Source organism: Acetobacterium sp., assembly GCF_030652775.1.
Lineage (GTDB): Bacteria > Bacillota > Clostridia > Eubacteriales > Eubacteriaceae > Acetobacterium.
Genome location: NZ_JAUSPS010000097.1, coordinates 115196 through 129723, shown reverse-complemented (window position 1 = coordinate 129723; position 14528 = coordinate 115196). Strand labels below are relative to the sequence as shown.

General features: G+C 45.4%; 14 protein-coding genes. 11 read left to right on the top strand and 3 right to left on the bottom strand.

Annotated features, from left to right (window positions below):
- Positions 1-41 precede the first annotated feature (41 nt).
- The 3 genes from Q7J41_RS17585 to Q7J41_RS17575 form a co-directional block, all read right to left on the bottom strand.
- Positions 42-509 (bottom strand): 4Fe-4S dicluster domain-containing protein, encoded by a 468-nt coding sequence (locus Q7J41_RS17585; protein ID WP_304889744.1) that lies wholly within the window; start codon positions 507-509, stop codon positions 42-44.
- 208 nt (positions 510-717) lie between these two features.
- A complete protein-coding gene (locus Q7J41_RS17580; RefSeq protein ID WP_304889743.1) occupies positions 718-2646 on the bottom strand; it encodes a sigma 54-interacting transcriptional regulator in 1929 nt (642 codons plus the stop codon).
- Between the two features lie 306 nt (positions 2647-2952).
- On the bottom strand, positions 2953-4050 hold the full coding sequence (locus Q7J41_RS17575) for a DUF2252 domain-containing protein (protein ID WP_304889742.1): 1098 nt from the start codon (positions 4048-4050) through the stop codon (positions 2953-2955).
- Positions 4051-4273: 223 nt separating this feature from the next.
- Here Q7J41_RS17575 and Q7J41_RS17570 point away from each other — a divergent pair, with 223 nt between their 5' ends.
- The 11 genes from Q7J41_RS17570 to Q7J41_RS17520 all read left to right on the top strand — a co-directional run bounded on the left by Q7J41_RS17570 (position 4274) and on the right by Q7J41_RS17520 (position 14243).
- Positions 4274-6157 (top strand): FAD-dependent oxidoreductase, encoded by a 1884-nt coding sequence (locus tag Q7J41_RS17570; RefSeq protein WP_304889741.1) that lies wholly within the window; start codon positions 4274-4276, stop codon positions 6155-6157.
- 75 nt (positions 6158-6232) lie between these two features.
- Positions 6233-7642, top strand: coding sequence for a F0F1 ATP synthase subunit beta (gene atpD, locus Q7J41_RS17565; protein WP_304889740.1), 1410 nt, complete (start codon positions 6233-6235; stop codon positions 7640-7642).
- Positions 7632-8009: a F0F1 ATP synthase subunit epsilon gene (locus Q7J41_RS17560; protein WP_304889739.1), complete on the top strand. Its 378-nt coding sequence runs from the start codon at positions 7632-7634 to the stop codon at positions 8007-8009. The genes atpD and Q7J41_RS17560 overlap by 11 nt, the downstream gene beginning before the upstream one ends.
- 16 nt (positions 8010-8025) lie before the next feature.
- The gene (locus tag Q7J41_RS17555; protein WP_304889738.1) at positions 8026-8328 is read left to right on the top strand and encodes an AtpZ/AtpI family protein; all 303 of its coding nucleotides are present in this window, start codon (positions 8026-8028) and stop codon (positions 8326-8328) included.
- 16 nt (positions 8329-8344) lie between these two features.
- Entirely contained in the window at positions 8345-8611 is a 267-nt protein-coding gene (locus Q7J41_RS17550) for an ATP synthase subunit I (protein WP_304889737.1), read from the top strand.
- A 19-nt stretch (positions 8612-8630) separates the two neighbouring features.
- On the top strand, positions 8631-9299 hold the full coding sequence (locus Q7J41_RS17545) for a F0F1 ATP synthase subunit A (protein ID WP_304889736.1): 669 nt from the start codon (positions 8631-8633) through the stop codon (positions 9297-9299).
- Between the two features lie 49 nt (positions 9300-9348).
- Positions 9349-9615: a F0F1 ATP synthase subunit C gene (locus Q7J41_RS17540; protein ID WP_304889735.1), complete on the top strand. Its 267-nt coding sequence runs from the start codon at positions 9349-9351 to the stop codon at positions 9613-9615.
- An 8-nt stretch (positions 9616-9623) separates the two neighbouring features.
- Positions 9624-10379, top strand: a complete 756-nt coding sequence (locus Q7J41_RS17535) for a hypothetical protein (RefSeq protein WP_304889734.1) — start codon at positions 9624-9626, stop codon at positions 10377-10379.
- A 20-nt stretch (positions 10380-10399) separates the two neighbouring features.
- A complete protein-coding gene (locus Q7J41_RS17530; RefSeq protein ID WP_304889733.1) occupies positions 10400-11911 on the top strand; it encodes an alternate F1F0 ATPase, F1 subunit alpha in 1512 nt (503 codons plus the stop codon).
- Positions 11912-12781 (top strand): FoF1 ATP synthase subunit gamma, encoded by an 870-nt coding sequence (locus Q7J41_RS17525; RefSeq protein WP_304889732.1) that lies wholly within the window; start codon positions 11912-11914, stop codon positions 12779-12781.
- Between the two features lie 568 nt (positions 12782-13349).
- Positions 13350-14243, top strand: a complete 894-nt coding sequence (locus Q7J41_RS17520; RefSeq protein WP_304889731.1) for a mechanosensitive ion channel family protein — start codon at positions 13350-13352, stop codon at positions 14241-14243.
- The last annotated feature ends 285 nt before the right edge of the window (positions 14244-14528 follow it).

The window sequence follows — 14528 nt, the reverse complement described above, 5'->3', positions numbered from 1 at the left end:
TTCATTTCAATTTTGAGTACAACCTGGGTAGAGACAACAACTCAAATAAGTGCTAAAGCTTTGGTGGGACAAGCCGCATAACAGGCTGGTTCTTCATCGTTAATTCGACGATCGATACACAAGTCACATTTAGTAGCGAGCTTCTTCGTTATTTCATTAATTTTAAATGTTCCGATGGTGATTACGCCATAGGGACAAGCCTGTTCACAGATACCGCAACCATTACATTTAGTCTTATCAAATAAGATAACGCCATTTACTTTTATTGTCGCATTGACAGGACAAAGCTTTTCGCAGAATGCTTCGCTACAGTGTCTGCAAAATGCAGGTTTGCTTCCGTTGCCATCGTGCCCAATAATAATATTTGGCATAATCCTAATATCACCAGGCTTAGCTTCATTACCATAATGCTCTACCTTTCGGGTACAACAGGCTAATTCACAGTTTCGACACCCCATACATTGGGATGCATCCACCGCCAGGAATTTCGATTCTTTTGGTATGCACATATTTTCACCGCCTTTCAAATTTCAATTAAAAAATGTGGTCATTCTATAGTCAACGCAAATATCGTGCCAAAAAAACACACCAACCCACCTATGGTTAAACTAGGTGGGTTAATGTGTTTTTTTAATAAATTATTAGGTTTGAAAAGTGTCAAATATACAAAGGTGTCAAGTAAAGGTTTACACTTTTGACACTGCCCATTGCTGTTGATTATAGCAGCTGATACTTTTTAATTTTATTATAGAGGGTCTGCCGGGTAAAACCCAGTCTAAGGGCGGCATCAGATTTATTGTTATTGCAGTCCTTGATCACTTTGAGGATCAGGTCTTTTTCATTGAGATTGGTTTCCCTTGCCAGTGGGGCTCTTTCATAGCGATTGAGACCATCGGCAGCAGTGAGTTCTTTTAAAATAATATCCTCACCAATGACATTTTCATCGGCCAGGAAGAAAAGACGCCTGATCAGGTTTTCCAGCTCGCGGATATTGCCAGGCCAATTATATTGGATTAAGTGTTTTATCCCGGTAGAATCAATGGTTTTTGGTTCCGATCCGGTTTCGGCACTGATTTCAAGGAGCACTTTATCGATTAGGCCAGGTATTTCGGAACGTCTTTCTTTCAGTGATGGCATCATCACATTAATAACATTTAACCGGTAGTACAGATCTTTTCTGAATAAGCCTTCCCGGATCAGCGTTTCAAGCGGCTGATTGGTTGCGGCAATGATTCGGACATCGACACTTCGGGTTACCACTGAACCCAATTTTTCAAATTGTTTTTCCTGGAGGAAGCGCAGCAATTTTGATTGGATCTCGATGGGGATTTCCCCAATTTCATCCAGAAAAACGGTGCCACCCTGGGCCATTTCCAGTTTGCCGATTTTTCCACTCTTATTCGCACCAGTAAAGCATCCTGGTTCATATCCAAACAGCTCAGTTTCAAAAAAATTCTTGGGAATGGTGGTACAGTCAATATAAACAAAGGGGTGTTGACTGCGGCGACTTTCCTGGTGAATCTGTTTAGCAAAGAGGGTCTTTCCGGTTCCACTTTCACCACGTATTAAGATGGAAGCATCGGTTCTTGATATTTTTTTGATATAATGAACGAGCTCTTTCATCGCAGGACTGTCAACAATAATATTTTTATCACATAGACTTTCCTGTTTAATGGTTCGCTTTTTACGGGGCATCACTTCAGGTTCTGCGTCAGGTATCTTATCCAGCAGTTGTTTAACGAATTCAGATTCTAATGGGATGACCTGTCTTAAAACAGTATTTGATTCGATAATCGGGCTTTCAAAGATAATGTGTTCAGCACCGTAAATCAGCTGCTGCCAGATAGCCGGTTTCCCGGTTTCCAGGACTTCGGCAAATTTTGATTCCCATTTTAAATCAGTGATACTGGTCTCGCCGATAAAAGCAGCAGCGAGGGTTTCGCGATACTTTTCATTAATTCGGATCACAGAACCGTTACTGTCAATCACGGCAACATAATTGGGGATACTATCGAAAATATGTTGATTGAAATTGTTCAATTCCAGAGCATTCTTCAGGGCTTCGTTCAGTTTATGGTTAGTTTCTTCTGAACGCTGACTTTGGGATTGTATCTGATTGTTGATTTTAGCTAAAGTTAATGAGTTAATGGTTAAAAACAGCAGATTTATATTATCTTGATCATCTTTTTTTTCAGCAGTGTCATCGATTTTGTCGGGAATTCCTCTCGTAACTTCGAATTCGCAAAAATCATCGCCCAGGGCATTGCATTTCACTTCGTTGGCATCCATGTTCTGTTTGCGAATATTCGAGACAGCTCCCGCCAGGATACCCGCCTCGAAAAAGCAGATCGGTTTGCCAAGATGTTTCATATCAGAGCAGGTAAAGCAGTCAAATAACCGAAAGATTATCTTATCGTCTGTCATATCGGTGATGACGATTTCGCCGATCCCCAATTCCATTATTTTTGCCGATAAACTGTTGTAATCAGTAACATTGAGTCGGCTGCCAATGTTTTTTGCGGTATGATAATAAATTTCTTCCTCAACGGCCTTTGAATAATGATCGGCGTTGGCTAAATTCAATACATTTTTCAGGTTCTTTTCGACTTGGTTATACCGTTCATAGTCAACAATACCATTATACATAGCGATTTCTCCTTCTGTTCATCTTCTTCTGGAATCGTCAAGATAGAAGATATCTTTAATTTTAAAATACAGGTGGACGGGGTAGGCGATCCTTCAAGTAGTCAAATTTATAGCTGTAGTTTATCTTATTTCCAGATGGGTGTCCAATCATATTAGCTTAACTTGAATGGATTAAAGGAAAAGTCAGAATAGCAAAAGTGAAATGACCGTTTTTCAGGTCGTTTCCTGATTTGTTTTACGGTAAGCAAGATGCCGTGATCAATCCGCAAGATCCGGTTTTTTTAATGAGTGCTAGGATACCTGGGGCTACCTGACAAAATTCTCATAATCCCTATAAACCTGGCGGGAATAGCCATAGCACCACTTAACAATGGCCTTTTCGAAGTTGTCAGACTTGCCCATGTAGCCGGCGACGTAGTTGGCGTTGGGGCTTTGAGCGTGGGCCCGGGCCAACATCAGGCCGCAGCCTTCGACGTAGTCGAGAAAGCCCTGGTTGGTCAGTTCATTCATTTCAAAGGAGCCCTTCATATCCCGGAATTGACGGACGTAAAAATCCCGGCCGTTGGCCTGAAAGTGCCCCAGAAAAGGATCCGAGTAGGCCTGCAGAATCTGCTGATAGGTGGTGACCCGCAGGCCGTTGTTTTGTTCGGGGTTCAGTTTACCCAGTGGTGAGCCGACAATGGGATTATAGCGGGACACCACCGAAGGGGATGCCTCTTTGATCTGGAGCACCAGATGGCTGGCGTTTTCACAGGTTAACACCAGCAGATAGCATCGGGTGCCGACACTGCCGACGCCGACAACCCGCCTCGCCACGTCAGTTAAAAGATGCTGAGACAGCAGCAGGGCGATATCCGCGCGGACGGTTTGTTTATAAGCTTCAAAGGCCGCTTCAACATCACCGGCCAGGGCGGCTTTGATGGCGGCTTCCTTGACTTGAGTATCGCTCAGTCCCAGGTCTTCGCCACAGAGGAAAATGCTGGTGATGAGCCGTTTCAGATCCCATTCCCAGGGGCCGGGGGCGGCTTCGTCAAAATCGTTGAGGTCAAAAGCCAGCCGCCGTTCGGGGGAGGCGTACAGTCCGAAGTTGTTGATATGGGCATCGCCGCAGATAATCAGCGGCGCCCCGGTGATCGCCTGGTGGGACAGGTCATGGGCCATGATCAGCGCGGTGCCGCGGTAAAAGGTGAAGGGTGATACCGCCATCCGTTCCCGCCGCAGGTCGATGAGTTCGGGCAGCCGGGTGCGGTTCTGCTCGTCGATCATGGTATTGACATCCCGGTTAACCGGATTAAAGGTACCCTGGTTTACAAAAGTAACAACGGCCCGGGCGGCTTTGCCTTTTTGCCGCAGAGCCTGGGCTGTAGGGATCATTTGATTGGGATTGAGTCCATATAAAATCATTTCTACCTCCGGTGATAAATTGGGGATCGGGTGATTATGAAACGGATAAACAAAAATAGGCTGCTTGCGTTCTGGTGGTTTTATTATACCTGTTGACAGCCAGAATAAACGAGGGCTGATCAAAATCTCGAAAAAATTGCGCACTACACCGGGCGTAATTGTAATGATTCGGGGTATGAATAGATAACAATAACAAAAAAATGAGCGCAAAGAGGGTAGAGTTATGGAATATGATGCGATTATTATTGGCGGCGGCTTAGCCGGTTTGACGGCCGGGAGTTTGCTAGCGAAAAGTGGTTTGAAGGTGGCGGTAGTAGAAAAAAGCTATAATCCCGGCGGTTCCTGCGGGGTGTTTAAACGCAATGGGGTGACCTTTGATATTGGCGCGGCGATGCTGTTCGGTTTTGGCGACAAGGGCTTTAACGCCCATCGCTTTGTTTTTGATTGTCTGGAGGAACCGATTGAGGTGGTCAAGCACGAGCTGTTGTACTGCATGCATTTTAAGGGTCATGTCATTCGCTTTGGGGCTGATATCGATGATTTTGCCGCGCAGCTGGGTACGGTGTTCCCCTCGGAACAAGTCAATATCCGGCGTTTTTACCGGGATCTGGAGAAAATGTATCGCGATGTGATGGTGGCCAGTCCCAATTATACCACCCCGGATGAAACCGAAGCCCGGGGCGCCCTCAAGAGTCTGATCAAACACCCGCTCTCCTATGCCCGGTTTTTGGGCTATTTAAATAAAAGTGCCCGCAGTCTGCTGGCCGCTTATTTCAGCGATCCGGAAATTTTCAAGTTTTTTGATAAGATCACCTCCACCTATTGCTATGCCACCCTGGAAGAAGCACCGGCGGTGCTGGCAGCGGTGATGTTTGTCGACAACCATGTGGGCGGTAGCTATTATCCCGCCGGTTCGACCATTTTTCTGCCGGGCAAGCTGGAGAAAGTGATCGAAGAAAACGGCGGCACAATGGTGCTGGAACAAACAGTCACGGGGATTAATTTTGAGCATAACCGGCCGGTGGGGGTGGAGTTGAGCAGTGGTGAAAAATTATTTGGCCGGGATCTGATCTATTCGGGAACGGTCTGGAATTTATACGGCAAGCTCATCGATCGGCAATATCTGAGCCTGGAACGGGCCCGCTGGGCGGCCCGACAGGTGCCTACCTATCCCAGTGTGGTACTTTATGCCCAGGTCAACAAAGCGGTGATCCCGCCGGACACCGAGCCGGTGGAAATGCTGGTGGGCAACCCGGATCGGCTTGATGAAAGTGAGGTTACGGTCTATATTTCCAGTCTTGATGACCACACTCTTTGTGATGCCAGCAGTCATGTGGTGCTGGCTATCGGCCCCAGCTTTGAAAACTGGCAAACGGGTGAGGAAGCCGATTATCTGGCCAGAAAAGAACTGGAACAAGCGCGGCTGATCGCGGTGCTGGAAAACCGCTTTCCCGGCTTTGGCGAAGCGATCCGTTACGTTGAACTGGCCACGCCCCGGACGATTGAGCGTTATACCAATAAAAACGGCGGGGCGGTGGCCGGTCCCAAACAGATGCTGGGGCAGCACATGTTCAAACGGCTCCATACCCGGACCGAATGGGACAATCTGTTCTGCTGCGGCGAGTCGACGGTGATGGGCACCGGCACGCCAACCGTGACCACATCGGGGATTTCGGCGGCCAATGCCGTGCTCAAGAAACGGGGCCTACAGCCCTATGTCTATCAGCCAGAGCTAAAGAAGATGGTACGGGTCCTAGACAAACCGGTGACCGCCGAAAAACTCTATGCCGATGTCCCGGTCGAAATTCGGACCTTGATGCAGAAGGCATCCCGTTGTGAATATTGCGAGCATCCCTATTGTTCTCTCGGGATGCAAACCCAGGGGACCAATCTGGATATCCGCGGAATCATGCGCCGGGTCACGGTGGGGAATCTGGTCGGGGCCAGAAAACGGCTGGCCGCTTATTGCGAGGAACACCAGATCAGGATTGAAACAGAACCGTTGGATCTGGCGCTTTGCGAAAGCCGCTGCATTCAAAACACCAGAAATGGTCAGTCGGTTGAAATCCAGGCGGTGATCGATGGGTTGAGGAAAAAAGTTGATTGATTCATTTACGGGTAAACGGGTAAAGACAATAATAAGAAAGTCGTTATCCGATAAATTAAGCCAAGGGGAATGAAGATGAGTAATCAGAACATAGGTAGTATTCAATCAATCAGAGGCAGCGTCATTGAAGTTGTTTTTAAAAATGAACTGCCCGGTATTAACAATATGCTTCTGGCCGGAAAAAAGCAGGAAATTATTATGGAAGTCAACGCTTATGTGAATGATTTCACCGTAAAGGCCATTGCCCTGACCTTTACGTCAGGCATTGCCAGAGGCGACCGGGTCATTGACACCCGTGGGCCGATTTGCGTCCCGGTGGGGAAAGTAATCCTGGAAAAAATGTTTGATATGTTTGGAAATCGTTTGGATAGTGATGAACCATTAGGCGAAAAGGTGGTATATGAATCCATTCATAAAAAGCCGGTGCCTTTTTCCAAACGGGTGACTTCGGATGAAATTTTTCTAACCGGAATTAAAGTGATTGATCTGCTGATGCCCCTTGCCAAAGGTGAAAAAGCTGGTTTGTTTGGCGGTGCCGGCGTCGGTAAAACGGTATTAATTACGGAGTTGATCAACAATACCGCGCAAAAAACAAAGGGTTACAGTATTTTCTGTGGGATTGGCGAACGGTCCCGGGAAGCCGAAGAGCTGTACCGGGAGGTGCGGGAATCAGGGGTTTTTAAAAATGCCTCACTTATTTTTGCGCAAATGAATGAACCACCGGGGGCCCGTTTCCGGGTCGGCCATGCCGCCTTAACCATGGCCGAGTATTTACGGGATGTCGAAAAAAAAGATATTTTATTGCTGATCGACAATATTTTCCGGTTTATTCAGGCTGGCGCTGAAGTTTCGGGACTGATGGGTAAAATGCCATCCCGGGTCGGTTATCAGCCCACCCTGGAAACTGAATTATCCGAGCTGGAAGAGCGGATTTCCAGTACTGCCAACGGTTCCATCACCTCCATTCAGGCGGTCTATGTGCCGGCCGATGATTTTACCGATCCATCGGCGACCCATACCTTTCATCATCTTTCGGCTTCGGTGGTGCTTTCCCGAAAGCGGGCCAGCGAAGGGTTGTACCCGGCTATCGATCCCCTGGAATCGACCTCAAAAATGCTCAACAAAGCGATTGTCGGGGCCAGACATTACCGGGTTGCGATGGCAATCAGAAAGACCCTGGCGACCTATAAAGAATTAAAAGAAATCATTGCCATGCTGGGGATCGAAGAATTGTCCCCGGAAGATCGCAACGTGGTTTTTCGAGGACGGCGTTTGGAGCGATTCCTGACTCAACCCTTTTTTACCACCGAACAATTTACCGGAATAAAAGGCCAGTTGGTTGATCTGGGAGACACCTTGTCAGGATGCGAAGCGATCCTCAACGATGATTACATGGATTATGATGAAAGTGATTTGTATATGATTGGTACCATCGATCAGGCTGATGAAAAACGCAGGGAAAGGACCAAAAACGATGCTAATTAAATTGGTGCTTCCCAATGAAACCCTTTTGGATCAGGAAGTCGATAAAATTACGGCGCCGGGAACAATGGGGAGCTTCCAGGTTTTGCCCCGACACATTGACGTGGCCTGGAGCCTGAAACCCGGCATCTTGATTTTGGCGAAGGATACGCAGGAAGACTATTACGCTATCCACCAGGGGATTCTGGTGAAGGAAGGGGCGACCGTTTATGTTGCTTCGTTTCAGGCCATCAAAGGAAATTCGCTGGAAGACCTATATCAGGTCCTGGTGGAAAGTTTTAGGGTTCAGGACGACCAGGAAAAGAAAGCTCGGGAAATTCTCGTCAAGCTGGAAGCCGATACCATCAGGCGGTTTATGGAAATCGAGTGATAAGGAGGGGAATGCGTTGGACAATGAAAAAAATTCGCCAGAAAAGAAAATCGAAAAAAAGATCCAATCCGATGTGGAGAAGAAAATAAAAGCCAAAGCTGAGCAGGATGACATCATGTTTGGTCTGGGGGTGTTTGGCATTATTGGTTGGTCGATCAGCATTCCCACGCTGTTAGGCATTTTTCTGGGGATTTACCTAGACGATACTTTTTCAATGGGGTTTTCCTGGACCCTGACGCTATTGTTTGTTGGCGTGATTGTGGGGTGTTTAAATGCCTGGTATTGGATCAAACAAAAAAGTGACAGTGATAAGGATTAAAAAGGGGGGATGATCGATGGTGATTGGATTTGTGGGCGGGATGCTGTTGGGGCTGGTATTTTTTGGCGGACTTTACTGGACGGTGCAAAAAATTGGACAGGTTAAATACCCCGGCCCGTTAATGTTAATCAGTGCAGTAGGGCGAATGGTCGTGCTGCTGTTGGGTATTTATTTTTTGGGAGGTAACGACATGAAGCAGTTTTTGGCCGTGCTGGCAGGGGTTATTCTGGTTAAGTTTTTAATCATTTTAAGCGTCCGAAAAAAATCCCGTTCCCCCGAGTAATAAGTAAAGGAGTGATTTTATGAGTATTGATCCCAGCGAGATTGTTTATTTCCAATGGGGCTTTGTCAGTATTTCAGCGACCCTGGTATTTACCTGGATCACCATGGTTATTTTGTCTTTGGGCTCCTTTCTGATTACCAGGAAGTTAAAACCCGGTCCGAAAATGACCAAAGGCCAGAATATTCTTGAGGCTGCGATTGAGACCATTCGCAAGCAGATTCGGGAGGTCAGCAGGCAGGAACCGGGCCGATATTTACCTTTTATCGCTACCCTGTTTATCTTTATTCTGGCCGCAAATATCCTGTCGGTGGTGCCGGGATTTATCGCCCCAACCGGCTCTTTAAACACCACCATTGCGCTATCACTGTGCGTGTTTTTTGCCGTTCCGGTCTATGGGATAAAAAGCCTGGGGCTGTTGGGGTATCTCAAACAATATATTAAACCGACGGTGCTGATGCTGCCGTTTAATATTATCAGTGAGTTGTCGCGAACCTTATCGCTGGCCATTCGTCTTTACGGTAACGTGATGAGTGCCAGCATTATTGCGGCCATTCTAATCGGTGTTATTCCGATTTTTTTTCCGATTGTGTTGCAGCTCTTAGGGTTGCTCACCGGCGTCATCCAAGCTTATATTTTTGCGATTTTAGCAATTGTCTATATTGGCTCGGCCACCAATAAAAAGAAATAAAAAAACGGGCACCAAGTAAAAAATTAAATTAATTCTAGGAGGCTATCTTATGGATTCGATCAGTATTATTGGTATGGCATCTATTGTGACGGCAGGGATTACTATGGCAGTGGGTTCGATTGCACCGGCTTTTGGTGAAGGCAAAGCGGTTGCCCAGGCCCTGCAATCAATTGCCCAGCAGCCTGACGAGGCGAACACCATTTCCCGAACCCTTTTCGTGGGGCTTGCGATGGTTGAATCAACAGCGATCTACTGCTTTGTTATTTCGATGATTCTGCTGTTTGCCAATCCGTTTTGGAATTTCGTAATCGGATAGGTTAGGATATGCAAATAAAATGGTTTGAAATCATTGCTCAAATTGTCAACTTCTTTATTCTGCTTTTTATTCTGCAAAAGCTTTTTTACAAGCCGGTTATGAAGTCGATGCAAGAGCGACAGCAACGGATTAGTGATCTTCAAAATGAAGCTGATGGGAAAATGAATGAAGCGGATCATTTAATTAAAAGCTATCAGCAAAAACTGGCAGAATGGGAAGCGAACAAAGAAATTAAAATGGCAGCAGCAAGCAGCGAAGCACAGGAAAAAAAAGAGGCCTTGATCCAGATCTATCGGGAAGAAGCAGAACAAAAGCGCATCGATTATTTTAATGAAGTAACCGAAGAAGAGGAGCGCTTTTTACATGAATTAAGAACGGTATTGGGCCAAAGCGCAGTGACGATTGCGGCTGAAATCCTGAGCACGATTGCCAAAGAGGACCTGGACGGCAAGATTTTTGCTGCTTTTATGGAAAAAATTCGAGCTCTGGATCGGGAAATGCTCCAGCAGGAAATCAAATCCACCGAGGACAAGATTATTTTAATCAGCGCAACACCATTAATAAAAGCACAGCGCAATCAATTGGAAACTGCCCTTCGGGAAAAATTGGACAACTTTGGCACAATCAGCTATGAGGTGGATGAAAACCTAATTCAGGGATTTGAACTAAATCTCCGCAGCTTAACCGTTCATACAAATATGAATCATTATCTGGAAGAAGCGGAAGCGACGATTCAAGCGATACTTAAAAAGAAGATAACTTAACGCGAGGGAGGGAATACAATATGCTGAAAGAACAACTTTCCTTGCTGGAAGAGGCGATTGACTTATTTAGGCAGGAGTCCCTTGGAAAAGCGGATATCGAGGAGACGGGCACCATTATTTCCATCGACAGCGGGATTGCTGTGATTAAAGGATTAAAATCGGTACAAAACCAGGAATTGATTGAATTTCCAGGAAATGTTATGGGGATGGCCTATAACCTGGACCCCGATTCGGTGGGGGTGATTTTACTGGGCGAATACCAGCACATTCAATCAGGGGACCGGGTCAAACGGAGTTTCAAGGTGGCGGATATCCCCGTTTCCGATAACTTTTTAGGCCGGGTCATTACGCCATTGGGTGAACCGATTGATGATTTGGGTCCCATCGAAGCGGACAAACGCCTGCCCATCGAACGCGAAGCTCCGCCAATTATGCATCGCGCCGCAGTGAACAAACCCTTGCATACGGGCATCAAGGTCATCGATTCAGTGGTTCCAATTGGCCGCGGACAACGGGAATTAATTCTGGGAGACCGACAAATTGGTAAAACCGCCATTGCCATTGATACCATCATCAATCAACGGGAGGAAAATGTTATATGCATTTACTGTGCCATTGGCCAGCAGGTCACCGGGGTTGCCAAGCTGATTGACGTGCTTAAAAAAAACGACGCCATGGCCTATACGATGATTATGGTTGCCGGGGCAGAATCCCCTCCGGGAGTGGCTTTTATAGCACCTTATGCGGCGACTTCGATGGGCGAATATTTTATGGAAAAAGGCCATGACGTTCTGATTATCTATGATGATCTAACTCGACATGCCCGCTCTTATCGGGAACTATCGCTGCTTTTGGAGCGACCGCCTGGCAGGGAAGCTTATCCGGGGGATATCTTCTATATTCACTCGCGATTTCTGGAGCGATCAACCCATTTGAAAAAAGAGTATGGCGGCGGCAGCCTGACGGCATTGCCAATTATTGAAACCCAGGCCGAAAATCTGGCTGCTTATATTCCCACCAACCTTATTTCCATTACCGATGGTCAGATCTATCTCTCACCAAAGCTTTTTCAAAAGGGACATTTCCCGGCGGTGAAAATTGGCGCTTCCGTTTCCCGGGTGGGTGGCAAAACCCAGGTACCGGTCTATCGTCAAATTACCAGCGCGCTCAAGCTCACCTATTCTCAGTTTGAAGAATTGGAGGCCTTTGCAAGTTTTGGCACCCGTCTGGATGAAAGTACCAAACGAACTTTGGCAAGAGGCATGCGCATTCGGGCGGTGCTTAATCAGCCGCAGTATGCCCCGGTCGAGGTTACCGAACAAATCGCCGTGTTGATGGCGGTTACCTCTGGCACCTTGGATGAGGTTCCGCTGGAGCGGATTCACCAGGCCGAAGAATGGATCAGGGCGATGATCCGCGAGGATACCGGGTTTAGGAATAAGCTGTTAAATGAAAAAAAACTAACGGAAGAGGACCGCAAAGAATTCTTGCTTCGGGTCAAGACAAAATTGAACGAGGAGTTGAACTTATAAATGGAAGATCTGCAAGCGCTTAAAAGACAGATCAATTCGGCTGAAAATCTGCGGTCGATTGTATCAACCATGAAAGCCTATGCCGCGGCGAACATTACCCAATTTCAAAATGCCGCCAGTGCTTCAATGACCTATCGTCAAGTATTGGATCTGGGGCTCTATGTCGTTTTGGCCGGCGATGAAGAACCTGTAAGACCGCAGTTGCAACAACAGGGGCGTACTATTCACATTGTTTTTGGATCAGATTACGGGCTGGCCGGGCGGTTTAATGAACGGATTGCCGAGTTTTCCTTAAAAAAAATAACTCCGGGTAAAGAAGATATTATCATCGCCATCGGTCAGCAGATCCTGCCCCGGTTAGCGGATCAATTCACGGTTTCCCATACTTTGCATGTACCACAAACAGAAGAAGGGATTACTGCGATGGTGCAAAAGTTGTTATTTGAAATTGATGAAATTCGTGATGAAAAAGCCATTGACAAAATCATGCTTTATTACAATAAGCCGGTTCAACTGACCCTTTTTGAAGAGGAGTCCGAACGTCTTTTTCCCATTGATTTTAAAAAACTGAAAAAAAATAAGGTTGAGTGGCAGTCCAACTCATTGCCCACCTATCTGATTGCCAAAGAAACGCTTTTTTCCGATTTGATCCAGCAATATTTTTTCATCACCCTTTACCGCAGTTTCTGTTATTCGCTGGCGTCCGAGAATGCCAGTCGACTGGCCTCCATGGAAGCGGCGGGCAAAAATATTGATGAGCGCCTGGAGATGTTAAACGCCAGCTATCGACGGCAGCGTCAGGATCAAATTACCGAAGAAATCAGTGATGTTATTTCTGGTTTTAAAGCAATTAAGAAATCACAAGACTGATAAATGGGATAGTTTAGAAGCGGTTATGGTTACAAAGACGTTTAATGGCAGGGAATCCCTTTTGATACAAGGTTTTATCAACATTTTCACTTCGGCGAAGCCATTCCAGGAGAATGTAACGGGTAAAAACAATGGTATGAACCTTTCCTGTCTGATTTTTGTTTGGTTTGCATCTACATTATATCAGACGTTGGGTGCATTTTTCTGTCAACTTCTATATTTTTAGAAGTTTAAGTGGCTATGTATAATGGCTCAGCTGTATTTTTCAGCTGGGAAAGTTGAGTTAAGAAGCTATAAAAAGGATTAGACGTAAGAATATTGGTTAAATAAGTTATAGAACACAAAAAAATGATTGTAGTGATGCTTAGAAGTTAGATAATTGCCTAGCGGATACGGTCGTTTCGCAAATATTTAATTACAAATACGAAGGAGAAAATTATGAAAATCGAACCTTTGAAATGCGAAAAAAAAGCTGCTATCGAAGGCTAAGAATGGACACTTACGAGTAGCAGTGGCGGTTGATCAGGATAATTTGAAAAATGTCGAAGCTACATAGAGGAGGGGCTATATGGAAAAATATACCGAGCTGGTGACGAAAAATCCATATGTACTACAACTAATAATGGTTGTAGTAGGTGTGATCTTCATTTTGACGGTGAAAAACCTGATTCGATCGCGCCTAATCAGACATATTAAAGATAATAATAATTCCTACCGAAGCAAAAAAGCCATCAACGCTGTGGGATATTTTTTAATCCTGTTGTTGATCTCTATCATTTATCGCGAAAGTCTGGGAACCCTGGCAGTCTTTTTCGGGATTGTCGGAGCAGGGATTGCTTTTGCCTTACAGGAGGTAATTGTCAGTATCGCCGGATGGATTTCGATTTTGTTAACAGACATATATAAGACAGGGGATCGGGTGATGCTGGGAGGCATTAAAGGGGACGTAATTGATGTCGGCGTATTGCGAACCACTATCATGGAAATCGGCGGATGGGTCGAGGCTGATTTATATAATGGCAGAATTGTCAGAATCGCCAATAGCTTTGTTTTTAAAGAGCCCGTATACAATTACTCGGCGGATTTTCCGTTTCTTTGGGATGAAATTAAAGTTCCGATTCAATACGGAAGTAATTACACTTTGGCAAGAAAAATTATTTTTGATGTCGGTCAGGAAGTGGTTGGTGAATATTCAGTTGAAGCAGAAAAGCAATGGGAAATCATGCTGAAAAAGTTTATGATTGAAAACGCCTCAACCCATCCCACGGTAACCATTATTGCTAATGATAACTGGGTTGAGTTTAGCCTAAGATATGTGGTGGACTATAAAAAGCGAGTCGGGGTAAAGGATCAATTATTTACAAAAATTCTTGAGCAGGTTGAAGCCAGTTCAAACCAGGTAGAACTGGCTTCGACAACGATTGCGCTGACAAAAATACCGCCCTTGGAAATGAAATTATAGAAAACGGTTAGTGATGACGAAAGAATATTTAATGATATAAGAGAGATATCTAAAGATTAAGAAGATTTAAATCGGAGATGATCGATGCAATAAATGGTAATGATATACTTTCGCAGTTCCAGCGGTCGAAGACCCGATAGCGATGGATGTAAATGTTTCATATGTTTGTGATGGTTTTAAAGTATGTTTAGGGTAAAGTATGTTAAGAAATTTGCCATCACTTAAAATTTTTTTAGGCGGTATGACAATAAAATAGCCCTTCAAAGTCAAATCAATTCAAATCTT

Bases quoted from the DNA above. Each gene is read 5' to 3' on its own strand.
- Q7J41_RS17535 (WP_304889734.1), top strand. From the start codon at position 9,624: ATGCAAATAAAATGGTTTGAAATCATTGCTCAAATTGTCAACTTCTTT.
- Q7J41_RS17540 (WP_304889735.1), top strand. From the start codon at position 9,349: ATGGATTCGATCAGTATTATTGGTATGGCATCTATTGTGACGGCAGGG.
- Q7J41_RS17560 (WP_304889739.1), top strand. From the start codon at position 7,632: ATGCTAATTAAATTGGTGCTTCCCAATGAAACCCTTTTGGATCAGGAA.
- Q7J41_RS17530 (WP_304889733.1), top strand. From the start codon at position 10,400: ATGCTGAAAGAACAACTTTCCTTGCTGGAAGAGGCGATTGACTTATTT.
- Q7J41_RS17525 (WP_304889732.1), top strand. From the start codon at position 11,912: ATGGAAGATCTGCAAGCGCTTAAAAGACAGATCAATTCGGCTGAAAAT.
- Q7J41_RS17585 (WP_304889744.1), bottom strand. From the start codon at position 509: ATGTGCATACCAAAAGAATCGAAATTCCTGGCGGTGGATGCATCCCAA.
- Q7J41_RS17550 (WP_304889737.1), top strand. From the start codon at position 8,345: ATGGTGATTGGATTTGTGGGCGGGATGCTGTTGGGGCTGGTATTTTTT.
- Q7J41_RS17520 (WP_304889731.1), top strand. From the start codon at position 13,350: ATGGAAAAATATACCGAGCTGGTGACGAAAAATCCATATGTACTACAA.
- Q7J41_RS17570 (WP_304889741.1), top strand. From the start codon at position 4,274: ATGGAATATGATGCGATTATTATTGGCGGCGGCTTAGCCGGTTTGACG.
- Q7J41_RS17545 (WP_304889736.1), top strand. From the start codon at position 8,631: ATGAGTATTGATCCCAGCGAGATTGTTTATTTCCAATGGGGCTTTGTC.
- Q7J41_RS17580 (WP_304889743.1), bottom strand. From the start codon at position 2,646: ATGTATAATGGTATTGTTGACTATGAACGGTATAACCAAGTCGAAAAG.
- atpD (WP_304889740.1), top strand. From the start codon at position 6,233: ATGAGTAATCAGAACATAGGTAGTATTCAATCAATCAGAGGCAGCGTC.
- Q7J41_RS17575 (WP_304889742.1), bottom strand. From the start codon at position 4,050: ATGATTTTATATGGACTCAATCCCAATCAAATGATCCCTACAGCCCAG.